This window comes from Shewanella fidelis ATCC BAA-318 (assembly GCF_000518605.1).
Taxonomy (GTDB): Bacteria; Pseudomonadota; Gammaproteobacteria; order Enterobacterales; family Shewanellaceae; genus Shewanella; species Shewanella fidelis.
Window position 1 is genome coordinate 77821 of record NZ_JADX01000018.1, and the last position, 24405, is coordinate 102225.

At 43.2% G+C, this 24405-nt stretch carries 16 protein-coding genes; 10 read left to right on the forward strand and 6 right to left on the reverse strand.

The features are described 5' to 3' along the window. Positions 1-88: 88 nt before the first annotated feature. The 4 genes from adk (at position 89) to L884_RS0109400 (ending at position 4095) form a co-directional block, all read left to right on the forward strand. On the forward strand, positions 89-733 hold the full coding sequence (gene adk / locus L884_RS0109385) for an adenylate kinase (protein ID WP_028767258.1): 645 nt from the start codon (positions 89-91) through the stop codon (positions 731-733). 148 nt (positions 734-881) lie between these two features. After that, on the forward strand, positions 882-1877 hold the full coding sequence (gene hemH, locus L884_RS0109390) for a ferrochelatase (protein ID WP_028767259.1): 996 nt from the start codon (positions 882-884) through the stop codon (positions 1875-1877). Positions 1878-2142: 265 nt separating this feature from the next. Beyond that, positions 2143-3447, forward strand: a complete 1305-nt coding sequence (locus tag L884_RS0109395) for an inosine/guanosine kinase (protein WP_028767260.1) — start codon at positions 2143-2145, stop codon at positions 3445-3447. Positions 3448-3549: 102 nt separating this feature from the next. Next, complete coding sequence (locus L884_RS0109400; protein ID WP_028767261.1) at positions 3550-4095, forward strand: sugar O-acetyltransferase; 546 nt, start codon at positions 3550-3552, stop codon at positions 4093-4095. Between the two features lie 84 nt (positions 4096-4179). Here the strand turns inward: L884_RS0109400 and L884_RS0109405 are convergent, their stop codons facing one another. Further along, complete coding sequence (locus L884_RS0109405) at positions 4180-5523, reverse strand: dicarboxylate/amino acid:cation symporter (RefSeq protein ID WP_028767262.1); 1344 nt, start codon at positions 5521-5523, stop codon at positions 4180-4182. Between the two features lie 217 nt (positions 5524-5740). On the opposite strand from L884_RS0109405, the gene L884_RS0109410 reads away from it, so the two are divergent. Further along, positions 5741-9406, forward strand: a complete 3666-nt coding sequence (locus tag L884_RS0109410; RefSeq protein ID WP_028767263.1) for a beta strand repeat-containing protein — start codon at positions 5741-5743, stop codon at positions 9404-9406. A gap of 94 nt (positions 9407-9500) precedes the next feature. Here L884_RS0109410 and astB read toward each other — a convergent pair whose 3' ends face one another. Then, positions 9501-10838 (reverse strand): N-succinylarginine dihydrolase, encoded by a 1338-nt coding sequence (gene astB / locus L884_RS0109415; RefSeq protein WP_028767264.1) that lies wholly within the window; start codon positions 10836-10838, stop codon positions 9501-9503. Between the two features lie 336 nt (positions 10839-11174). Here astB and topA point away from each other — a divergent pair, with 336 nt between their 5' ends. Continuing rightward, positions 11175-13838 carry a type I DNA topoisomerase gene (gene topA, locus L884_RS0109420; protein ID WP_028767265.1) on the forward strand — a complete coding sequence of 888 codons (2664 nt, stop codon included), beginning with the start codon at positions 11175-11177 and terminating at the stop codon, positions 13836-13838. Positions 13839-13972: 134 nt separating this feature from the next. Here topA and L884_RS0109425 read toward each other — a convergent pair whose 3' ends face one another. Then, complete coding sequence (locus tag L884_RS0109425; RefSeq protein ID WP_028767266.1) at positions 13973-14749, reverse strand: hypothetical protein; 777 nt, start codon at positions 14747-14749, stop codon at positions 13973-13975. A 226-nt stretch (positions 14750-14975) separates the two neighbouring features. On the opposite strand from L884_RS0109425, the gene cysB reads away from it, so the two are divergent. Further along, entirely contained in the window at positions 14976-15950 is a 975-nt protein-coding gene (cysB, locus tag L884_RS0109430; protein WP_028767267.1) for an HTH-type transcriptional regulator CysB, read from the forward strand. 63 nt (positions 15951-16013) lie between these two features. On the opposite strand, the gene L884_RS0109435 is transcribed toward cysB, so the two are convergent. Next, a complete protein-coding gene (locus tag L884_RS0109435) occupies positions 16014-17390 on the reverse strand; it encodes an L-serine ammonia-lyase (protein ID WP_028767268.1) in 1377 nt (458 codons plus the stop codon). 392 nt (positions 17391-17782) lie between these two features. On the opposite strand from L884_RS0109435, the gene nagZ reads away from it, so the two are divergent. The 3 genes from nagZ to L884_RS0109450 all read left to right on the forward strand — a co-directional run bounded on the left by nagZ (position 17783) and on the right by L884_RS0109450 (position 19893). After that, positions 17783-18790, forward strand: a complete 1008-nt coding sequence (gene nagZ / locus L884_RS0109440) for a beta-N-acetylhexosaminidase (RefSeq protein WP_028767269.1) — start codon at positions 17783-17785, stop codon at positions 18788-18790. A 72-nt stretch (positions 18791-18862) separates the two neighbouring features. After that, complete coding sequence (gene ycfP / locus L884_RS0109445) at positions 18863-19402, forward strand: alpha/beta hydrolase YcfP (RefSeq protein ID WP_028767270.1); 540 nt, start codon at positions 18863-18865, stop codon at positions 19400-19402. A gap of 215 nt (positions 19403-19617) precedes the next feature. Continuing rightward, positions 19618-19893 (forward strand): acylphosphatase, encoded by a 276-nt coding sequence (locus tag L884_RS0109450; protein WP_028767271.1) that lies wholly within the window; start codon positions 19618-19620, stop codon positions 19891-19893. Here L884_RS0109450 and L884_RS0109455 read toward each other — a convergent pair. Together L884_RS0109455 and mfd are read right to left on the reverse strand one after the other, a co-directional pair. Beyond that, complete coding sequence (locus L884_RS0109455) at positions 19890-20891, reverse strand: peptidoglycan binding protein CsiV (protein WP_028767272.1); 1002 nt, start codon at positions 20889-20891, stop codon at positions 19890-19892. The two genes, L884_RS0109450 and L884_RS0109455, sit on opposite strands and share 4 nt — an antisense overlap. A gap of 2 nt (positions 20892-20893) precedes the next feature. Beyond that, positions 20894-24367 (reverse strand): transcription-repair coupling factor, encoded by a 3474-nt coding sequence (gene mfd, locus L884_RS0109460; RefSeq protein ID WP_028767273.1) that lies wholly within the window; start codon positions 24365-24367, stop codon positions 20894-20896. Positions 24368-24405 lie beyond the last annotated feature (38 nt).

Below are 24405 nucleotides of genomic sequence, written 5' to 3' on the forward strand. Positions count from 1 at the left end.
AACATATAATACCCACCAGATCGGCGACTTTGTTATTCGCCATTGGATGATGTGGGGATCACAGTGCGAAATTAAGAGGAAGATTTAGATGCGCATTATGCTATTAGGTGCCCCAGGTGCCGGTAAAGGTACTCAAGCCCAATTCATCATGGAAAAATATGGTATTCCTCAAATTTCTACAGGCGACATGCTACGCGCAGCCGTTAAAGCGGGTACGCCACTAGGCTTAGAAGCTAAGAAAGTAATGGATGCGGGTCAGTTGGTATCTGATGAGCTAATCATTGGATTAGTTAAAGAGCGTGTTGCTCAAGATGATTGCGCTAAAGGTTTCCTATTAGATGGTTTCCCACGCACTATTCCACAGGCTGATGCTATGGCTGCAAGTGGTATTGCACTTGATCACGTGATTGAAATCGACGTGCCAGACGAGGAAATCGTTAAGCGTATGAGCGGTCGCCGTGTTCACCCAGGTTCTGGCCGTGTTTACCACATCGTATTCAACCAGCCTAAGGTTGAAGGTAAAGATGACGTAACCGGTGAAGATCTAGCAATCCGTCCTGATGATGAAGAAGCAACTGTACGTAAGCGTCTTGATATTTACCATGAGCAAACTAAGCCACTAGTTGAATACTATGGTGCAGTTGCTGCTAAAGGTGAAGTGACTTACAACAAGTTTGATGGTACTCAATCTGTTGCGTCTGTTAGCGAGCAAATCGTTTCAGCACTAAGCTAATAATCTCACCTCGAGTATAAAATTAACTCGAGTGATTATCTGTTTATGAGCTAGTTCTCATATTTTAAAAAGCCCATGATAATGGGCTTTTTTTATGGTTTTTGCAGTGATAGCCTGAGCTGAATATCTTGTTTAAAAGAGAATTCATGTGAGTAACTCAGCCCCTTCGTTCGGTGTGTTATTAGTTAACTTGGGTACCCCCGATTCACCGACTGCTCCCGATGTAAAAAAATTCCTCAAACAGTTTTTAAGTGATCCGCGGGTTGTGGATCTATCCCCTTGGATCTGGAAGCCCATTTTAAATGGCATCATTCTCAATACTCGCCCTGCAAAGGTGGCTAAACTTTATCAATCTATATGGTGGGATGAAGGCTCACCACTGATGGTGATTAGCCAAAAGCAGCGCGATAAACTCAAAGCTTTATTAGCGCAAACGCTGGGGCAAACCATTCCTGTTGAATTGGGCATGAGTTACGGCAATCCGTCTTTGCAATCAGGACTTGATAGCTTAAAGGCGCAAGGGGCTGACAAGATTTTTGTATTGCCGCTGTATGCACAATACTCCTGCTCAACGGTTGCGCCTGTTTATGATGCAATAGCCGAGCTGTTAAAGTCTGAGCGTGATATTCCAGAGCTACGATTCAATAAACAGTATTTTGATCACCCAGACTATATTAAGGCGTTGGCAGAGTCTGTAAAAAACCATTGGCAAACCAAAGGTCAAGCACAAGTATTATTAATGTCCTTTCATGGTGTACCGCTGCGCTATATTACCGAGGGTGATCCTTACCAAGCCCAGTGTCAAGCAACAGCTGAGTTGTTAGCAGCAGAGCTAGGTTTAACTGATCAGCAATGGCGCATTTGTTTCCAATCACAATTTGGTAAAGAAGAGTGGATTGGTCCTGCAACCGATGCTTTGCTTGAATCTTTGCCAAAAGAGGGGATTAAGTCGGTTGATATTATGTGCCCTGCATTTTCTTGTGATTGCTTAGAAACCCTTGAGGAGATCTCACAAGAGGGCAAAGAAGAGTTCTTAGAAGCGGGTGGCGAGCACTATGAGTTTATTGATTGCTTGAATGATTCTGAGCCGCATATTGGCTTATTGGCTAAAATAGTTGAACAACAAACAAAAGGTTGGAATTAATTTTTCTGACTTCTATAGTGATTTCAGCTAGCGAAAGAGGTGGCGTGTGGTAAAATCCCCCACCTTTTTGCGTAGTAGGGCCATTTTGCTCACTGTTTTGTTTAACTTGTGATAGAGATAAACAAATTTTTAATGATGAGTTTTTATTATGGCCTGCTAGTAAAAGTATTGTGCTTGTTTGCGCGAAGTCGGTGTAAACAGGTTGAGATCACTTAGCCGTTTTAATTTATATTTTGCATGGATGCCGAATGAAAGAGAGCTCTATATGAAGTTTCCAGGTCAGCGTAAGTCTAAACATTATTTTCCTGTCAAGAACCGCGATCCACTGCTTGCACAGTTGATCCAGCAACCGCAGCCCATTTCTACTTATATTTCTGGTATTGATCAGACATTAGTGGATATTGAAGCCAAGGTGGAAGATGAGTTATTGACGCGATACGAGCTGCCTAAAGGCAACTCAACTTTGATTGACGACGACAAGGCCCATGCACTTTATACCGAGCTAAAAAGCAATGAATTGATTAGTGATGAGTTTGCTGGTGGCACAATTGGTAACACAGTACATAACTACTCTATTTTAGCTGATGATCGCTCAGTATTATTTGGCGTGATGAGCAAAAATATTGAAGTCGGTAGCTATGCATATCGTTACTTGTGCAACACGTCTTCTAAAGTCGATCTTAACTATTTACAACCTGTTGCAGGCCCGATTGGTCGCTGCTTTACTTTGATCTCTGAATGCGGTGAGCGCACGTTTGCAATTAGTAAAGGTTCAATGGATCAGCTAACACCAACTTATATCAATAAAGAGGTGATCCAAGGTGGCTCTGCACTGATCTTAACTGCTTACCTAATGCGTGCCAGTGGTGGCGATCAGATCACCGATGCCGCTATGACAGCAATTAATTACGCTAAAGAAGCTGAAGTACCAGTCGTACTAACCTTAGGTACTCGTTTCTTAATTGAAGAAGATCCAAAATGGTGGCAAGAGTTCATTAAAGAACATGTGACCATTCTGGCGATGAACGAAGATGAAGGTGAAGCGTTAACAGGCTTTAGCGATCCATTGCTAGCCAGTGAAGCGGCACTTGATTGGTGTGACATGGTATTAACTACAGCAGGTCCACTAGGTTTGTATACTGCGGGTTACACTGAAGATTCTGAAAAGCGCGAAACTAGCCATACTTTATTACCTGGTTCAATTCCTGAATTTAACCGTTATGAGTTCTCGCGTCCTAAATTAAAAGCTGATTGTGATTCGCCAATCAAAGTGTACGCACATATCTCTCCTTACATGGGCGGTCCTGAAATTATCCGCAATACTAACGGAGCGGGTGATGGTGCGTTGGCGGCGTTATTACATGATTTAGCGTCAAATACCTTCCACAAGACTAACGTGCCTGGTTCGAGCAAACATAAGCGTGATGGCTTGTGTTATTCGTCGTTCTCGCAAATTTGTAAATATGCAAACCGCGTTGCATACGAAGTACTTGCACAACATAGCCCAAGGCTGTCTCGTGGCCTACCTGAGCGTGAAGATAGCTTGGAAGAGTCATACTGGGAAAGATAAGCTGATAAGCCCCTGAGAGCTTGCAATAACATAATTTTGAAAGGCATAACTTAGATTCTGAGTTATGCCTTTTTTAAACGATAACAAAAGAAAAACGAAGCGATGACTGAATACGAAAAAATGCTCAATGGTGAAGTGTTTCAAGGCGCCGATGCTGAAATTTCAGCGGTACGAGACAATGCTTATTTATTGCAAAAGCAAATTAACAATAGCTTAGGCTTTAGTGAAACTCAGTGCTTGATGAAGCAGTTATTAAATATCGGTGAAAACTCTATTGTGCGTGAGCCATTTAATTGCGAATTTGGTAAACAAATTACCATAGGCAATGGCAGTTTTATCAATATGGGCGCTGTTATGCTTGATGGCGCAACAATAACCATTGGTGATCATGTAATGATAGGTCCTAACTGCCAGTTTTATACTGCATCACACAGTGTTGATCATATGAGTCGTCGCCGTTGGGAAACATTTTGCTTACCGATCATCATTGAAGATGATGTTTGGATTGGTGGCAATGTGGTGATTAATCAAGGTGTGACAATTGGCGCGCGCTCTGTTATTGCTGCAGGTGCTGTCGTGAATAAAGATGTTGCGCCAGATAGTATGGTTGGTGGTATACCGGCGAAGCTCATTAAGATGCTAAAATAAACTTGTAGGCAATTAATATTTAAGCTGAAACATCAAAAAGGGCGCTGTTATGCGCCCTTTGATTTTTTATAAATTAAACCTCAATTAGCGGTTTAATTTGCTCTCTTCTGCATGAACTTGAGCATTGAAACCTGGGGCAACTTTACCCGCTTGAGTATCATTAACTTGAGTATCATTAAATAGTGCTTCGTCAAATTCATTTTCAGACTTAGCAATAACAACTGTTGCAACGGTATCACCAGTGACGTTAACAGCTGTACGTACCATATCGAGCAATCTATCTACACCGATAATTAGCGCGATCCCTTCAACTGGCAGACCAACTTGGTTGAGCACCATCGCTAGCATGATTAGCCCTACACCAGGTACACCAGCAGTACCAATAGAGGCTAGCGTCGCTGTGATTACCACCATTGCGTAATCGGTGATAGTAAGTTCAATACCAAATACCTGCGCGATAAATACTGTTGCAACGCCTTGCATAATCGCGGTGCCATCCATGTTAATGGTAGCGCCTAGCGGCAAGGTGAACGATGCGATCTTATTATCGACCCCCATACGATGCTCTGCAGTTTCAATGGTAACAGGTAAGGTCGCATTTGAGCTGGCAGTACTGAAAGCAAACAACTGAACATCACGGATTTTACGGATAAAGGTGAATGGGTTTAGTCCCGAGAATAGTTTAAGTAAGGTTGGGTAAACAACAAAGGCATGAATAAGCAATACGCCCAATACCACGAAAAAGTACTTAACTACACTGCCAAAGGTTTCCATTCCTAGTGTTAGTGCAAGCTTCGCCATTAAAGCAAATACACCATAAGGTGCAAGCTGCATGATAAGCGTAACAACACGCATAATCACTTCGTTTAAGTCGTTAAACAGTGCCGCAACACGTGTACCACGCTCGCCAATATGTGAGATTGCAAAACCAAAAATTACCGCAAAGATAATGATTTGCAACATGTTGCCTTCACTCATTGCATGCAGTGGGTTAGTCGGTACTAAGTTGATTAGTACATCTGAAAGGCTAGGGGCTTGTTTGACATCAAACTGCATGCCTTCGGTTACGAGACTTGCGTTACCTGGGTGAACGGCAATAGCGACTAAAATCGCCATTGAAAGTGCGATAGCGGTCGTAAATAGGTAAAACGCAATTGTTTTACCACCTAAGCGTCCCACCTTTGACGGTTCGCTTAGTGAGCATGTACCACAAACTAATGAAACAAAGACAAGCGGAACAACAAGCATTTTTAAGCTTGAAATAAAGATGGTACCAATAACATTGAGTACACCCTCAGTGATGTACTCTTTGACAAAGTCACTCTCTGGAAACAGATTGCGTAACAGCAGTCCAAGGATAATACCGGCAAGCATACCGATAATAATCTTACTCGTGAGGCCGAGTTTTCTAGTTTTTGTAGCAGACATAGTGCTTCCTGTTTAATTTTTATGCTTTTCAATTTGCGCATTAAAGCCTAGCAAGAAAGTGGCATCGAGGAAATGGGCGCGAGGTTAAAGTTATAGGTAATTGTTGAAAATAAAAGTGATTTGTTGTGGAAAAGTGATTTGTAGATTGTATAGTGTTACCTAAAAGGTAGCTTGATAGTTATCGTGGATTAGTTCTTGAGTAACAGGGAGCCTGACAATGAAGTCAGCATATAGCATTTTTATTGCTTTTATTTGGTCATTTTTACTAGTTGGTTGCGGCGGTGGAGGAAGTATCTCTAACGATCCTGATGGTGGGGGGACACCTGAACCAACAGATGTGATTTCTATCGCTTTAGCTATTTCAAACACCGAGATCACTGCGGCGACTCCGGCAACAATTACAGCCACAGTAACGAGTAGTTTAAATGGCCCTGTAAACAACACTTTGGTTACGTTTACTTTAAACGATGAAACTATCGGTGCATTTGACCCTGTTACTGGCACCGCACTCACAAATAGCGATGGTATCGCGACCATAGAGCTAGCTACTTTAAATATAAAGGGTGCCGGCACTGTATCAGCAACGGTTGAGGGGTTAGAAGGTAACCCGCCTACTGTTGGTTTTAATATGGAAGGCGATGGTGGAGATGCGGAAAACGGCAACCTCTTAAGTTTATCACTCACAGACGGCAGTGGTACTGAGATTAATACTATTAGTCAGGATCAGCCTGGCACGATTAAGGCTACCTATACCAACGCGTCTAATGAGCCCATTATTAATGAGGTGATAACCTTTACGGCTTCTTTAGGTAAGTTGGCTCCTGAGTCGGGTACGGCGCTGACTAACGAAAGCGGTGTGGCTTCGATTGCGATTACTGCTGGTGATGTAGAAGGCGCTGCTAACATTACGGCTACAGTTGGTGATTTAAGTCAATCATTAGGCTTTACCACTAAAGGTGATGAGGTCACATCAAAACCCATTGATGCTTACGAGTTGACACTGACTGTGGTTGATTCGGCTAACGCTGAACTTAGGGAGATCTCTCATTTAGTTCCTGGACAAGTGGTTGCAACATTGACCAAAGATGGTCAGAACACCGCTTTTGAAAAAATCACTTTTGATGTTGCGGGTGAGGGTAATTTAAACCCATCATCAGGTTCAGCGTTAACTAATGCTAATGGTGATGCAACTGTAAACCTTATTACTGGCGCTATCGCTGGAGCGGGCACAGTAACTGCGTCTTTTACGTTAGAGCAAGATACTATTTCTACTGAATACAATTATAGCGTTGTTGGTGATGCGCCAGGTGGAGATGGCGAAGAAAACGCATTAAGTATTTCATTAATAAACAGCATTACAGGTAGCGTAACTAGCTCAATTAGTTCAGCGGAGCCTGGTCGAGTTAACGTTACCCTTACCGATAAAGACGGCGCACCAATTTCTGGGAAAGTCATCAGTTTTAGCAGTACTTTAGGGGCGTTTTTGCCTAGCAATGGTACTGCATTAACCGATGCGATAGGTAAAGCTTCTATCATACTTTCAGCAGGTAGTATTGAAGGTGCAGGCGAAGTTACTGCTGTTTATGGCGATGTTCAGTCAAAAGTTGGTTTTCAAACAGCGGGAGATGAAATTGATCCTGTAGAAGCAAGTCCTGAAATAGATTTTAATATTTATGACTGTAGCAATGCTGTTGGTTGGGATAAGGCATTAAAGAATTTTGAAGTTTGTACTGTTACTGACAATATCACTAACGATAATCCGGGGATTATCGGTGCAACGGTGACTCGTTCAGGTAGTACGCAACCGTTACAACAAATTTTAGTTTCTGCTGCGACAACGCTTGGCGCAATCAGTCCCGCATCGGGAACCGCGATTACTAATGCAAGTGGTAAAGCCGTTCTTGATCTTTATGCTAATGGTGATGTTGGAGCTGGTGAAGTTTCTCTAAAAGTACAAGAGATCACGAGTACCAAAGCGTTTGAGATAGGGCGGGTGGATATTAGCCTAACAATCAGTACCGAAGTTGGTAGTAATACTATTCCTGCTGGTGGCTCAACGATTGTAGAAGTGACGGTATTTAACCCTGATGGTAGTTTGTCAACAGGTCAGCCGTTCCAACTTGAATTTACATCTGAATGTGTTGCTGCAAACTCGGCATTTATTGACACACCTGTTGTAACAACGGCAGGCAAAGGCTTTGCGACATACAGAGCAGCGGGTTGTGAAGGTACGGATGCTATAACTGTTACTGCAGTTACCGGAGGCAGTAGTGTAACGGCTTCGACCAATGTTAACGTTGACTCGGTTTCTGTTGGCGCGATTCAATATCTTGCTGCAACGCCAAAGATTATTGCACTTCGTGGTACTGGCGGCATCGCTGGTGCCGGCTCAAGAAGTGAGACTTCTGTGGTTAGCTTTAAATTGTTAGATGAATCTAATCAAGCTGCGCCAAATGAACTTGTATGCTTTGAGTTGAGCACTGATGTCGGCGGAATGACATTAACCCCGTCTCCTTTAGCTGCTGATTACGCTAAGTGCAGCAATATGCCACAAGTGGGTGATCCTGAATATCCGGCAGATATTACTTTACCGAATAAGTATGCGGTAGGTTATACCAATGCTGCTGGTGAAGTTGCTGTTACAGTGCATGCGGGTGATATTCCTACCGCTGTAAAAGTATTTGCACTTTGGTCTGATAGCACGAGCAGTGGCCACAATGCGGTTATCTCAAATACTTCCGATGAACTCGCGGTAACGACAGGCATTGCCGATAACGATAGTTTTTCATTATCTACCAGTATCAGTAACCCAGAAGGTTGGAATTACGATAATGAGATCGTCACGGTAAATGTGTTAGCTGCAGATCATTTTAATAATTTGGTACCCGCAGGCACGACTATTACCTACAGAACGGAAGGCGGCGGAATCGATGCATCGTGTTCTACTGGCGTAAAGGATAACGGTGAGCCAAATGGCGCTTGCTCTGTAGAGTGGCGTAGTCAAGATCCGAGACCTTTTGAAACAACCGCTGTGGTTTGCCCTAATGGTGGCTATAGTGACGGCAGTGTTTCATCAACAGTGCCTCCATGTATGGGTAACGATTACGCGCTATTTGTAGACGGAACCAACTCGATTTTACCTGAGCCACGTCCTGGGCGTGCGACTATCACAGCATTGGCTATTGGTGAAGAAAGTTTTGTTGATTTAAATGGTAATGGTTTGTTTGATGACGGAGAGTACTTCCTAGATTTATCTGAAGCATTTACTGATCATAACGAAGATGGTCGCTATAGAAATAAGCCCCGCTTTGTTGGTGACACCGAGCTAGGTAGTGAGCCTGCAGGTTCTGTCAATGAAGAGTTTATTGATTACAACAGAGATCAAGTATTCAATGAGGGAGATGATAAATACACAGGGCTTTTATGTGCTTCAGGTGCTGAAGCCAGCTGTACCGATACCGGAACCGGTAACTTCCAAGCACAGTTGAATGTATTTAGAAATAATACAATCGTGATGTCTGGCAGTGTGCCTTATTTAAGACTGGTGAATATTAATAAAGCGACTAATGCAATTTCTCAGGTTGCGCCTATTGATTTGATTACAAATAATACTGAAACAGTGTACTTATTTGCTTCAGATTTAAATAATAACACTTTGCCTTACGGTACTACGATTACGGCTGGAACGGATAACGGCGAACTTACTGGCACAACGACTTATGAAGTGGGAAGCAACACAGCAATGAGACCAGCCGTGTATAGTTTTTCAGTAAGTAGAGAAGCGACGCCAAACCAAAAATCCACAGGTACTTTAGTGATTACCGTTAAAACACCAAAAGGTGAGCCTGTGTCAGTCGCTGTGACAGTAAATGATGCGGGGTAATAGTTAGTCGTTAATAATAGCTATCTAAAAAAACGGTTCCTTGCGGAACCGTTTTTATTTTGTATTAACTGCAGAGCAGCTGTACTAATTGGTATTACTTTTGGAACTGATACACACTGCCCAAATGCATAATTTGAGTGAGTTCATCTAACGCAGTACGTGATTCAATTAATAATTGCGGATCAGCTAAGTCCTCTACCAATAAACGGTCACGGTAGTGCTTATCTACCCATAGGTTTAAGCGATCAAATAACGCATCATTCATTAAGGTATGTTGGTTAACTGCTGCGACTTCATCTTGGTTCATCGCAACACGTAAACGTAAACAAGCTGGACCGCCACCATTTTGCATACTCTGTTTAACGTCAAAGTAAAGCACTTGCTTGATTGGCGTATCAAGTGTGACTAGTTCATTTAAGTATGCAAAAACCGCTGGATTTTCTTGGCAGTTTGTTGGCGCAATAATCGCCATTTCACCGCTTGGTAATGTAATTACCTGAGTGTTGAATAGGTAACTTTTAACTGCGTCTTGAATAGCAACTTTAGCCGTGGGTACTTCGATAAAATGCAGTGCAGAATCACCAAATTTATTTTTTATTTCAGTGAGTTTAGCTTGAGTATTTAAGAAGGCTTGTTCGTGATAAAACAGCACATTTTGGTTACCAACAGCGATAACATCGTTGTGGAATACACCTTGATCAATCACATCTGGATTTTGCTGAATATAAACAGTGCCTTCATCATCAAGTTGATGAAGGCGAGCAACCGCTTGTGAGGCTTCTAATGTTTGCCTTGCTGGAAACTTTTGTGGGCGTGGTGCAGTTGGGTTCGTTGCTTCTTGACCATAGACAAATAGTTCAACACCGGCGTGGCCGTATTCGCTACATAGACGAGTATGGTTAGCTGCGCCCTCATCACCAAAACTTGCATGCTCTGGTAAATGTTGGTGATGTTTGAAATAACGGCTATCGTTAAATGTAGCCTGTAGGATATTTCCTGTTGTAATAGGCTCGATGCTGCGGTGTAGCTTGTCGACTAGGTTTGCTGGAGTAAAGTGTACCTTGCCATCATGAGTATCAGCACTTGGAGAAACGGTTGCGGCATTGGCAGTCCACATACTTGATGCGCTGCAACACGCACGCAATAGAGCGGGCGCTTCTTTGGCTGCTTTATTGAGGATTTCGCTATCTGTGCCAGAAAAGCCCATGCGGCGTAATGAATGAAGGTCTGGGCGCTCTTGCGGTGCTAACATACCTTGCACTAAACCTAGATCAGCAAGTGCTTTCGCTTTTTTTAGACCTTGCTTTGCTGCATCTTTAGGGCTTGAGGTTGCTGCAGCGTTATTTAATGAGGCGACGTTGCCAAATGATAAACCGGCATAATTGTGGGTTGGCCCAACGAGTCCGTCAAAATTAGCTTCAAAATGCTTCATTGTTGTTTTCCTTAAGGGTATCTCAGGTTGTTATATCTTTTCTGAGTTGTAATTATTGTGGTCAGTATACTTAAGAGTGTGCCCCACACAAGCGAGCCTTATTTAGGAAAAACACAGTATTTGCATCGAAATGCACAACTAATACTTGCTTGATGACTAATAATGAAATATTAGTTTTTAAATAAGCACTATTTTTTTTCACATTTATTTCAAAAATGGTTAAAAATTGGTACTCCAGTACAAATAAAAGAGGGATTAGCTTGAAACTCTGTACACAACCCTCTATATATGGAGCCAATTTTCCGATTTTTGAGACTCGTTGGCGCAAATTAATCTATGGGTAAATCGCTAGTAATCGTCGAATCACCGGCCAAAGCCAAGACTATTAATAAATATCTAGGCAAAGATTTCATCGTTAAGTCGAGTGTAGGTCACATCCGTGACTTACCTACTTCTTCGAGCACTGAAGCTAAAGTTGTTAGTAAAACAGCGGCTGAAGTAAAGAAGATGTCTCCAGAAGAGAAGGCTGAATATAAGAGCTTAAAAGCAAAGCAAGCGCTGGTTGCGCGTATGGGGGTTGACCCTGAAAAAGGCTGGAAAGCTAAATATCAAACCTTACCTGGCAAAGAAAAGGTGGTTAAAGAACTTCAAACTCTGGCAGCAAATGCTGACCATATCTATCTCGCAACCGATTTGGATAGAGAGGGAGAAGCGATTGCTTGGCATCTACAACAAGTGATTGGTGGTGATGAGTCTCGCTATCAACGTGTTGTATTTAACGAGATCACTAAATCTGCGATTCAAGATGCCTTTAGTCAGCCATCAGTTCTTGATACCAATATGGTTAATGCTCAACAAGCACGTCGTTTCTTAGACCGTGTTGTGGGCTTTATGGCTTCGCCATTACTGTGGAAGAAAGTTGCCCGCGGCTTATCTGCAGGACGTGTGCAGTCAGTTGCTGTAAGACTAGTGGTTGAGCGTGAAAGTGAAATTAAAGCGTTTGTGCCTGAAGAGTTTTGGGATGTACATGCCGAGCTAAATACTCTGACTGAAGATTTACTTAAGATGCAAGTTGTTAAGCATCAGGGTAAAACCTTTAGCCCGGTCAATGAAGCGCAAGCACAGGCTGCGGTTACCCAATTATCTCAATCTAGCTTTGTGGTCGCAGCTCGCGAAGATAGAGCGACATCGAGTAAGCCATCTGCGCCGTATATCACCTCAACACTGCAACAGGCGGCAAGTACTCGCTTGGGCTTTGGTGTGAAAAAGACCATGATGATGGCACAGCGCTTGTACGAAGCGGGTCATATTACTTATATGCGTACCGACTCGACTAACTTAAGCCAAGAAGCATTAGATAGTGTGCGCGAGATGATTGGCAACGAGTACGGTGATAAGTATTTACCAGAGTCGCCAATTCGTTACGGTAGCAAGGAGGGCGCACAAGAGGCTCACGAAGCGATTCGTCCTTCGAATGTAAAAGTCAGTGCAGCGTCGCTTTCAGACATGGAGCGAGACGCTCAGCGCTTATACGAGCTTATTTGGCGTCAGTTTGTAGCCTGTCAGATGACACCGGCTAAATATGATGCGACTCGTCTAACCGTTAAAGCGGGTGATTATGAGTTAAAAGCCTCGGGTCGCACATTACGTTTTGATGGTTGGACTCGAGTTCAGACCGCCGTTAAAAAGAAAAACGAAGAAGATAATACTTTACCTTATGTAGCTGAAGGTGATGTCGTTACGCTGAAAGAGTTGCAACCAAAGCAGCACTTTACTAAGCCGCCAGCCCGTTACAGCGAAGCTTCATTGGTTAAGGAATTAGAAAAACGTGGTATTGGTCGTCCTTCGACATATGCAACGATTATCTCAACCATTCAAGACCGTGGTTACGTTAAAGTTGATAACCGTCGTTTCTTCGCCGAGAAAATGGGTGAGATCGTCAGTGACAGCTTAGTCGGTAGTTTTGAAGATTTAATGAGCTATGACTTCACCGCGAGTATGGAGCAAACATTAGACGATGTTGCTCACGGCAAGCTTGATTGGAAAAAAGTGCTTGATGGTTTCTATAAAGATTTCACCAAGCAATTAGAAGTGGCTGAGTTACCACCAGAAGAGGGCGGTATGCGTCCAAACGAAATGGTGATAACAGATGACATCAAGTGTCCAACTTGTGGTCGCCCTATGGGGATCCGTACTGGTACGACAGGTGTATTCTTAGGTTGTTCTGGTTACGCGTTACCACCAAAAGAACGTTGTAAGACCACACTCAACTTAACGCCAGGCGAAGAAGCGGTTAGTAGTGGTGAGGATGCTGAAACAGAAGCACTGCGCGCTAAACATCGTTGTGGTATTTGTGGCACAGCCATGGATAGTTACTTAATCGATGAAACTCGCAAGCTGCATGTATGTGGTAATAACCCAACATGTAATGGTTATGAAGTTGAAGCTGGCCAGTTTAAGATCAAAGGCTATGAAGGCCCACTGATTGAGTGTGATCGCTGTGGCAGTGACATGGAGCTTAAAAACGGTCGCTTTGGTAAGTACTTTGGTTGTACTAGCGAAGACTGTAAGAATACGCGTAAGCTACTTAAGAGTGGTGAAGTTGCGCCGCCAAAAGAAGATCCAATCCACCTACCAGAGCTTAAATGTACTAAGTCTGATGCGTATTTTGTGTTACGTGACGGTGCCGCGGGGATTTTCCTTGCAGCAAGCACGTTCCCTAAATCACGTGAAACTCGCGCACCTTTAGTTGAAGAGCTGGTTAAATACCGCGAACTACTGTGGCCGAAATATCAGTATCTAGCTGATGCACCCGTTGCAGATGAAGATGGTAATTTATCATTTGTACGTTTTAGCCGTAAGACTAAAGAGCAATATGTTGCGACTGGCTGGACATCAAAGTACATTGATGGCAAGTGGGTGACTGAGGCTAAAGCGAAAGCCAAACCTAAAGCTAAGCCTAAGGCAAAAGCCAAGCCTAAAACTAAAAAAGCAGAGTAACTTTCTGAGACAATAAAAAAGCCCCGATAATTCGGGGCTTTTTATTGCCTGTTGAAACTAGGGCAGAGAAGCAACAGCCGAAAAGGCTTTGGCTGGGGCAATGGATGAAAGACTAAAAATAAATGACTAAGGTATTACCACTTTCTTTTTGGCTGGAATAATACATCGATATCATCATCTTCACTTTTGCTTTTGACGATAGTCGGTTGAGCACTTTTTTGCGCGCCGCTGACTTCTTCTAACATTGCTTTCGCTTCTTCAACTTTGCGAGCAATAAAAGGGTCATTTGGCGTTTGTGATTTAATCGTGTGTAAAGTCCCAAGGGCTTTAGTGATCATCTGTTTGGCTGAGCCATACTGCTTCATAAAGCAAGCTGCACGGCCTCGAGCTAACATGGAATCGACATTGATGCGTAATTGTAAGCTATCGATGCGTAACTCTTCCTCACTGAAAACAGTAGGATCAACTTTGCCTTTGTTATGCTCAGCACGCAAAATGGCTTTCATTTTCTTCAAGGTTTGCACTAATGTCAGGATCTGCCTGTCATTGTCTGGTAACCGAAATTGTTCAACTGGTGGTGCTGATTTAGGACTTGATTGCAGGCTTTGGATCTGTGCCTGTATATCAATAAGACGGCGTTGATAGTCGTTGCTTTGTTGTGCAGCGAGTGGCAATGCACCAGTTAGTGCTTCTTCAACTCGTTTATAAAGGATTAATACTATGTTAGACGAGCTAGGGATAAGTCCTGTGTTAGATAACACTTCTTCTGTTTCATCGATAATAGCTCTGAAACGTGCAAGTTCGGTCCGTCTTTCGGCTTCAACGCGGGCTTTTTGTTGTTGAATGATGCTGATCCCGATAACAAGGAGCAATAACACGCCAATCAAAACCAAGACTGAAATAAATATCATAGCAGGACCAATAATTTTACAATTCGGTCAATGCTACTATAAATCAACACTATAGGGTAGTAATCTTCATCATGGTTTATCGATAAGTGTTTCTTAGAGATTGACTAATGTGCTATATTCCATTTGATATAATTTATTCGCTATACTATAACGAATAATTATACTTAAATGCGTTATTACTTATTTATTAGACAGGTCATAAACCTGCTACAAGGAAGGATAATCGATGAAGTTGCAGCAACTTAGATACATAGCAGAGGTGGTTAATCACAATCTCAATGTTTCCGCGACTGCGGAAAATTTGTATACGTCCCAGCCTGGTATAAGTAAGCAAGTACGTATGCTTGAGGATGAGCTTGGGATCCAAATATTTGGTCGTAGCGGTAAACACCTTACTCATGTCACGCCAGCTGGTCAGCAGGTCATTAATATCGCGAACGATATTCTTGGTAAAGTAGAAAGCATTAAAAAAGTTGCTGAAGAATACACCAAGCCTGATCAAGGTGAATTGAACATTGCGACCACAGATACCCAAGCGCGTTATGCGTTGCCACACATTATTCAAGGTTTTATTGACCGTTACCCTAAAGTAAATCTTCATATGCACCAAGGTACGCCATCACAGATCAGTGAGTTAGCGGCCCGAGGCGATGCTGATTTTGCCATTGCAACAGAGGCGATGCATTTATATAGCGACTTGATTATGCTGCCATGCTATCACTGGAATCGATCTATTGTGGTTACTCGTGATCACCCATTAGCCGCTAGAAGTAATATCAGTATCGAAGATTTAGCGCGTTTTCCATTAGTCACATATGTGTTTGGTTTTGATCGCGCCTCTGAAATTGAAAAGTCATTTAATCGTGCTGGACTTGAGCCGAGAGTCGTATTTAGTGCTACGAGTGCCGATGTATTGAAAACCTATGTCAGATTAGGCTTAGGTGTTGGTGTGATTGCCTCTATGGCAATTGATGAACATATGGACAAAGATTTGGTGGCAATTGATGCAAGCCACTTATTTGGTCATAGCACGACTAAAATTGGCTTTAGAAAAGGTAATTTCTTACGTACATATATGTATGACTTTATCGAACACTTTGCCCCGCATTTAACCCGCACAGTGGTTGAGCAAGCCGTTGCTCTGCGTGATGCTCAGCAGATCGAAGCCATGTTTAAAGATATTGAGCTGCCAGTTCGCTAGTAAATATGAATAATAAAATAAATAAAAACCTCGCTTAGCGAGGTTTTTTAGTTTTAGGATTATTTAACATTCAACAATATTAACCGCTAAGCCGCCTTTGGCCGTTTCTTTATATTTACTGCGCATATCTTTACCGGTATCCATCATGGTTTTGATCACTTTATCCAGTGATACTTTGTGGTTACCATCACCACGCATGGCCATACGAGAAGCATTGATTGCTTTTACAGCTCCCATAGCATTTCGCTCAATGCATGGCACTTGCACAAGGCCACCAACGGGGTCGCAAGTTAACCCTAGGTTGTGCTCCATACCAATTTCAGCAGCGTTCTCTACATGTTCAACTGTACCGCCCATAATTTCAGTTAACGCAGCAGCTGCCATTGAACATGCAACTCCCACTTCACCTTGGCAACCGACCTCTGCGCCAGAAATAGATGCATTCTTTTTATATAGAATACCGATAGCCGCTGCAGTAAGTAGATAGCGACAACAAATATCTTTATCCACCTCTTGGACAAACATATCGTAATAACATAACACTGCCGGGATAATGCCTGCTGCACCATTAGTTGGTGCTGTTACTACGCGGTCTCCTGCAGCATTTTGTTCATTAACCGATAGGGCAAACAGATCGACCCAGTCCATTGCAGTTAATGGATCGACACAGTTTTTGCCTTCGGCTTTTAAGCGACGATATAGAGAAGGTGCGCGGCGTCTTAGTTTTAGTCCACCAGGCAACATACCTTCTTTCAAATAACCGCGCTCAACGCAGTTTTTCATGGTTTGCCAAATATGCCAAAGTTGATCTTCAATTTCGTCATTAGTCGCGATGCTAAGCTCATTAGCCATCATTAATGATGAAATACTAAAGCCATTTTCGGTGCATAGCTCAAGCAACTGTTGTGCTGAGTTAAAGTCGTAAGGCGCTGCTTTGATTGGTGTGGCTGGCGAAGCATCTTGGGCGAGAATTTCATCTTCATCAAGAATAAAGCCGCCACCTACTGAGTAGTATGTACGTTCATAAATGCATGTGCCCTCTTTGTATGCGTAAAGGGTCATCGCATTCGCGTGAGCTGGTAAGCTTTTACGTCTGTGGTAGGTAATGCCATTGGCTCGAGTAAAGCGCACTTTTCGGCCACAGGCTAATAGTAGGCTTTCGCTGTCGCTAACTTGCTGTAAAATTTCATCGATGCTATCAGTATCAACGAGATCAGGCGCTTCACCCATAAGGCCTAAAATAACCGCTTTGCCTGTCCCGTGACCTTTGCCTGTTTGACCTAAGGAGCCAAACAGTTCAGAGCGCAACTCATCTATTTGCTCTAGGTGTCCAAGTGTTTGAAGCTGCTCAATAAATATGTTGCCAGCCTTCATTGGGCCAACAGTGTGAGAACTTGACGGCCCAATGCCGATTTTGAACATGTCGAATACACTAATCATGTTAAACCTTTATCGTTCTAATCGTTATAATTATAACCAACTTTACTAAGAGACTACTGAATGGAGGAATGCCGCTATTCTTGGTATATTTCAGCTATTCAGTATATAAAAACATTGTTTAAAGCTAATCTTAGTTGCTTGAATCATTGGTGCAAAAAAGTATCCCATACTTTTAACGCTTCTCCAGCATTAGTTTTTTTGTATGCAATTTGAATGTATTAGTTAAACTAATTGTTGGAGCGTTGTTTTTAACTTGTGTTTTTCAAAATGCTAATGTGGAATAATTTAGTATTAACATAGGGTTAATCACTATTTTTGATTGTATTTTTGCTGATGTTTTATTTTGTGTTAGGTAAGCTAGATTTTATCTCGATAAAAATTTTGAGGGTTTTATGAGTTATTTGATGTTAGATATCGAGTCCACCACGCTAGATCAAAAAGAATCAGCGCAGTTAACTCACCCTATGATCGGCGGCCTTATTTTATTTAGCCGCAATTATGCTAATCGTGAACAGTTGATTGAATTGATCAAGTCAATCCGAGCGATTAGGCCTGATATTTTGATTGCGGTTGATCATGAGGGCGGCCGCGTACAACGTTTTCGTGAAGGTTTTACTGTACTGCCTGCAATGGGCGACATTTTACCTGCGGCTAAAGGTGATATCGCGTTAGCTAAGACTTGGGCAACAGAGCTTGGCTACCTTATGGCAATTGAGTTACTTGCAGTCGATATCGATCTTAGTTTTGCGCCTGTTTTAGACTTAAATGGTATTAGTCAGGTGATTGGTACCAGAAGCTTTAGTGACCAAAAAGAGCAGGTGATTGAACTGGCGAGCGCGTTTATTGACGGCATGGAGCAAGCCGGAATGTGTGCGGTTGGCAAACATTTTCCCGGTCATGGCAGCGTTGCTGCTGATTCGCATATTGCTAAACCAGTCGATGAGCGAACCAAAGATGAAATCTTTGCTAACGACATGCAACCTTTTGCAAATTTAATCGCTAAACACCGCTTACAAGGGATCATGCCAGCCCATGTGATCTATCCTAAGGTTGATAGCCAACCAGCAGGTTTTTCACCATTTTGGTTGCAACAGGTATTACGTCAACAGTTGTCATTTAATGGGGTAATATTTTCAGACGACCTTGGTATGAAAGGTGCAGCGGTCGCGGGCGGTTATACTGCACGGGCGCAGGCAGCGTTAGATGCAGGCTGCAATATGATTTTAGTGTGCAATGATAGTGCTGGCGCTACTGAGGTGCTAAATGGGGTTAACTGGCCAACGGATGATAAAGGCTTAAGTGCAAGCGTGCTTAAACCGGATCCTCGTAAAGTTGCGCTAGCATTAGAGGATAATGAGCGTTGGCAGCGAGCTCAAGCAATTGCTGAAAGTTTGATTTAGCGCAATATATAACTGGGTTGGCCTTGCTAGGTTGGCTTTATATTAGTTTTATACTTGGTATTTGGGGGCGATATGATCCTTTACCTACATGGGTTTGATGCAACAAGTCCAGGCAATCATGAGAAAATGCGTCAGCTGCAATTTATCGATGATGATGTGCGTCTGGTGAGTTATAGCACTTTGCATCCGAAAAATGACATGCAGTATTTACTCAATGAAGTGAATAAACAAATTGCTTTATCTGATGATCCGGCGCCGTTAATTTTAGGCGTTGGCCTTGGTGGTTATTGGGCCGAACGTATCGGTTTTTTGAATGGAATTAAATCGGTTCTGATTAATCCTAATTTAGCCCCACAAGATAATATGGTTGGCAAAATTGACAGGCCTGAAGAGTATGCCGATATTGCTAATAAGTGTGTTAAAGGCTTTCGTGATAAAAATACGGCTAAGTCGCTGTGTATCTTAGCGCGCAACGATACGGTGACTGATAATTTAGCGACAGAGGCGTTGCTTAAAGACTTTTATCGTATTGAGTGGGATGAAGAGCAACAGCACAAATTTGCTTCTTTAGCGGCTCATTTACAGCTGATTAAGACATTTAAACAGAGCTAATTGAGCACTTTATTACAAAACCACCATTGGCAGATAAGCGATTGGTGGTTTTTTTGTACCTCACTCCGATAGGTATTATGCTAATACTAATCAGTATAAAGAGTTAGTCGTTATTTTTATTTGCTTACTTACTGTGTTGAATGAGTTTGGCAAAACTTGCTCTGAGCTATAACGATTAATACAAGCTAAACGCCGACAGACTACGGGAATACGTTATGAAACGTGTTGTTATTAAAGTGAAGGGCAAAGTACAAGGTGTTTCGTACCGCCAACATACGCTAAAACAAGCAACCGCGCTTGGATTGACAGGGTTTGTAAGTAATCTTAGTGATGGTTCGGTACAGATTTTAGCCCAAGGCGGTGAGCCAGCAGTAGATAGGCTGATTAACTGGTGTTATATCGGATCGCCAGCCTCAAACGTTGACGATGTATTTGTCGATGAAGACGAGGCAGATGAAATCTACCTCGATTTTTCGATTATCCAGCTTTAATAGTTTATTGGCGCACTCGCTGCTGTGTCGGCTTCAGGCATTGGCTCTGTGGCCTTGGCGCTAGGATGTTGCATTTTTCTGATCTGAATAATCATCCCCATTTTTGGATGATCAAAATAGTGTACTTCATCACTACGTACACGGCGGTTTTGAGTCATAGGGATCGAATATAAGAATGGGCTGGTCACTTGCTGTGAGTTGTCTCCCGCCGTATTGCCATTGGCACGCAAATCACTACTTGCAAGAGTTACCGTTTTACTGCCTGCTTCACGCAACCTAAAATCGGTTTCAATAAACAGATAGTGCTGCAAATAGATATTAATTGTCCCGTCAAACTTCCAAACTGGTTGTTGATTGTCATCAGTAAATTGCGGGCCAAAAAAATCAAAATTGGTGAACTCTGAGCTATTGCTGTTTGCTTCTATAGGCTGACCGTTAAATTGGAACTCTTCTGAATAGTCATGGCCAGAAAATAGCTTAACCGGAATCGCACGGTTACGAGGTAACATCGATTGTTGCCAAGTCATGTGTAATAGGCTAGTGGTGCCTTTTTCACGGGATATAGTGGCAATAATGTCTTTAAATTGACTCTGACTTTCTGCTAATAGCACAGCTCCGTCACCTAAATGCGCAACCGCCGGGCTAGGTGCAGAAATCTGCATCGGCACATCGGCCATGGCTTTATGTTTTGCACTGGTCATCTGCTCATTACAACTAATGCTATCTGTTGCCCAATCTGTAGAAGTACAGCCATTAAGCCCCATGTTTAGTGCCGTCAGATCGGTACTGATTAGCGGGGTAATAAAGTCAACCGTTTTGCGCTTAGATGGTGTGGCTGCGTCAGTTGGCCACTGCTCAGTTGTAGGCACATCGCGCTCGAAGATATAGACTTCGACCTCAAACCAGCGCTCTTCTGCTGCAGATAAACTTGCGCTAAGGCCTGATAAAAGGCTTATCGCTAATGCTGCGCTGAGTTTGTTTTTAGATAGTCTTAACACGGTTATTCTCCAAGACGATGTTGCAATAACTGTTCAATTAACAGTTTAAGTAAAGCGAGCCTGTCTTTCGCAGATTCAGACGGCATTGCAAATTTTAGCTTATTTGGCCCATCCATTCGATATACTTGGGGCTGAGTTTGCAACAAGCCGATGATAAAGGTTGGGTCAACTTTATTACTTTCACCAAACTCTATACTACCACCTTTAGCATGCATTTCGATTTTTCTTAAGCCTAACTGAGTGGCTAGATGCTTATAAAGTGTCATCTCCATCAAGTTTTTAGTGGCATCAGGCAGCATACCAAAGCGGTCGATTAACTCGACTTTGAGTTCATCAATCGCTTTTGCGGTTTCACAGTTGGCAATGCGTTTATACAGTGACAAGCGCATATTTACATCAGCGACATAGTCTTCAGGTAACAGCGCTGGGATCCTGAGTTCAATTTCACATTGATGACGCAACATCTGATTTAACGATGGCTCTTTACCTTGCTTGAGCGATTTGACTGCATCTTCAAGCATCTCCATATACAAGGTGAAGCCAATTTTAGAGATATGGCCGCTTTGCTCATCACCGAGTAGCTCACCGGCACCGCGGATCTCTAGATCTTGAGTTGCGAGCATAAAGCCTGCACCGAGATCTTCTAATGCACCAATGGCTTCGAGGCGTTTACGGGCATCCTTGGTCATACGTTTAGGATGCGGCGTTAATAAGTAAGCGTAGGCTTGATGATGTGAACGACCAACACGGCCACGTAATTGGTGTAACTGTGCCAAACCAAAGTTATCGGCACGCTCAATGACAATCGTGTTAGCCGACGGTACATCAATACCTGTTTCAATAATGGTGGTACACACAAGTACGTTAAAGCGCTGGTGATAAAAATCAGACATCACCTTTTCAAGCTCACGCTCGCGCATCTGGCCGTGGGCGGTGACAACGCGTGCTTCAGGTAAAAGTTCACGAATTTCATCGGCACGCTTTTCAATGCTTTCAACGCTATTATGCAGGAAGTAAACTTGACCGCCTCGGAGAATTTCACGCAGTAATGCTTCCCGAATGGTGGCTTCGTCATACTCTCGAACAAAGGTCTTTACTGCCAGGCGTTTAGCCGGTGGGGTCGCGATAATTGATAAATCGCGCATGCCAGACATTGCCATATTAAGCGTGCGTGGGATCGGCGTTGCGGTTAAGGTCAAAATGTCGACATTGGCTCTTAATGCTTTAATTTTTTCTTTTTGCCTGACACCAAAGCGATGCTCTTCATCGATGATCAGTAAACCTAAGTTTTCAAATTTAGCTTCAGACTGCAGCAGTTTATGGGTGCCGATCACAATATCGACTTTGCCATCAAGCAAGTCTTGCATCACTTGAGTTTGTTCTTTGGCGGTTTTAAAGCGCGACATCACCTCAATTTTAAACGGCCAATCAGCAAAGCGGTCTTTAAAGTTCTCATAGTGCTGCTGAGCAAGTAGGGTGGTTGGCACCAAAATCGCGACTTGACGGCCGTCATTTACCGCCACAAAAGCGGCGCGCATGGCAACTTCGGTTTTACCAAAGCCAACATCACCACACACCAATCTGTCCATGGCGGTAGGTGAGCGCATATCTTCAAGAACAGCTTCAATTGCGGTCTCTTGGTCAACGGTTTCTTCATAAGGGAAGCTGTTGGCAAATTGCGCATATTCTTCTTGGTCGATACGGCAAGCTTCGCCCGGGCGTGCTTGTCTACGTGCGTAAACATCGAGTAGCTCTGCCGCGACATCGCGGATTTTTTCAACGGCCTTTTTCTTGGCTTTAGCCCAGCTTTCATTACCCAGTTTATTCAGTGTTGCTTCTTCATCAGGGCCAACACTGTAGCGGCTAATTAAATGTAGTGAAGCTACAGGGACGTATAGCTTATCGCCACCTGAGTACTCTAATACTAAGTATTCGGCAACTAAGCCGCCGGTATCGAGTGTTTCTAAACCTTGATAACGGGCTACACCATGGTCAAGGTGCACGATTGGTTGGCCAACTTTGAGCTCTGCGAGGTTTTTAACCAATGCATCTGAGCTAATTTGGCGTTGCTTGTCGCGGCGACGGCGCTGAGAAATACGCTGACCGAAAAGTTCTGTTTCACAAATTAAACTGAACTTAGCGCCGGTTTTTTTCTCGATAATACAGCCTTGAGCTAAAGGCGACACAATCAAGCCAAGCTTGGCTTTACTCGCCACAAATTCATCGAGGTGTGTAAATAGCTTAGGTTTTAAGTTTATTTTGCTTAATAGCTCAAGCAGTGCTTCACGGCGACCTTCAGACTCCGCACTGAATAGCATTCTATCGCCATCAGCGGCGTATTTTTCCAGTTCAGCCAAAGGCTGTTTAAGCTTGTGATTGGCACTAATGTCTGGAAGTTTACTGACTTTAGCCTCAATTGCCGTGCCAGTGTAACCTATATGCTTAAGGCCAAAACGGGGCAGGGCCTTAAACTGTGAGAAGATCTGTTCAGTGAGTAAATACAGCTCTTTAGGTGTCAGCAGTGGTCTTAGTGGATCAACTCGTCTGTCTTCATAACGGGCTTCTACCTCATTGAGGTGCGACTGGGTTGCCGCTTCAATATCACCGATAGTGACCAGCTGAGTACCATTAGGTAAATAATCAAACAGGGTGGCTGTTTCATCAAAAAACAGCGGTAAATAGTTTTCTATGCCGGCGGGCATGGTCTTTTTGCTGACCATTTGGTAAATCGAGCCCGGCTCTTTAACTAATACTTCAAAGCGGCGACGATATCTTTGTCTGAAGCCTTCAATGGCTGCATCGTCGGTCGGAAACTCTTTCGCCGGTAATAGGCGAATGGCATTTATCTCTTTGCTAGAGCGCTGAGTTTCAGGATCGAAATGGCGGATAGTTTCCACTTCATCATCGAATAGCTCGATTCGAAACGGCTGACTTGAGCCCATTGGGAAGATATCAATAATTGAGCCACGTACGGCGAACTCGCCATGTTCGTATACTTGTTCAACCACATGATAACCGGTGTTGATCAACTGTTCGCGGACATCGAGAAGGCGATATTTATCGCCTTTTTCTAACATCAACACATTTCCTGTTAAAAAGGATTGCGGCGGCAGGCGTACCATTAAGGTGGTGATAGGAACAATGACGACTGCTTGCTCTGCTTGTGGGATCCGCGACAAGGCCTCAAGACGTTGAGAGACGAGATCTTGATGGGGCGAAAAGCTGTCGTAGGGTAAGGTTTCTCGGTCTGGGAAAAGCCAAATCGATATTGACTGCTCACTAAGCAAATAATTGAGTTCGGTTTCAAGCGCGATTGCCGTTGGCGTATCAGCGGTAACAACTAAGGTAACGTCCTTATGTTGTTTGGCAATATTAGCGATGGTCAGCGCTTGATCAGCGCCACCGAGTGTACACAGCGTTTGCGCGAGTTTTGCGCTTTTGACCGCTGGTGGAGTCAATACAGAAAAAGCATTCATTAAGGCGAGGAAACAGGTCCATTAGCAGTAAAGTTGCT

Coding starts and splice junctions, on each gene's coding strand:
- adk (WP_028767258.1), top strand. CDS start 89: ATGCGCATTATGCTATTAGGTGCCCCAGGTGCCGGTAAAGGTACTCAA.
- L884_RS0109395 (WP_028767260.1), top strand. CDS start 2,143: ATGAAGTTTCCAGGTCAGCGTAAGTCTAAACATTATTTTCCTGTCAAG.
- L884_RS0109400 (WP_028767261.1), top strand. CDS start 3,550: ATGACTGAATACGAAAAAATGCTCAATGGTGAAGTGTTTCAAGGCGCC.
- L884_RS0109405 (WP_028767262.1), bottom strand. CDS start 5,523: ATGTCTGCTACAAAAACTAGAAAACTCGGCCTCACGAGTAAGATTATT.
- L884_RS0109410 (WP_028767263.1), top strand. CDS start 5,741: ATGAAGTCAGCATATAGCATTTTTATTGCTTTTATTTGGTCATTTTTA.
- astB (WP_028767264.1), bottom strand. CDS start 10,838: ATGAAGCATTTTGAAGCTAATTTTGACGGACTCGTTGGGCCAACCCAC.
- topA (WP_028767265.1), top strand. CDS start 11,175: ATGGGTAAATCGCTAGTAATCGTCGAATCACCGGCCAAAGCCAAGACT.
- L884_RS0109425 (WP_028767266.1), bottom strand. CDS start 14,749: ATGATATTTATTTCAGTCTTGGTTTTGATTGGCGTGTTATTGCTCCTT.
- cysB (WP_028767267.1), top strand. CDS start 14,976: ATGAAGTTGCAGCAACTTAGATACATAGCAGAGGTGGTTAATCACAAT.
- L884_RS0109435 (WP_028767268.1), bottom strand. CDS start 17,390: ATGATTAGTGTATTCGACATGTTCAAAATCGGCATTGGGCCGTCAAGT.
- nagZ (WP_028767269.1), top strand. CDS start 17,783: ATGAGTTATTTGATGTTAGATATCGAGTCCACCACGCTAGATCAAAAA.
- ycfP (WP_028767270.1), top strand. CDS start 18,863: ATGATCCTTTACCTACATGGGTTTGATGCAACAAGTCCAGGCAATCAT.
- L884_RS0109450 (WP_028767271.1), top strand. CDS start 19,618: ATGAAACGTGTTGTTATTAAAGTGAAGGGCAAAGTACAAGGTGTTTCG.
- mfd (WP_028767273.1), bottom strand. CDS start 24,367: ATGAATGCTTTTTCTGTATTGACTCCACCAGCGGTCAAAAGCGCAAAA.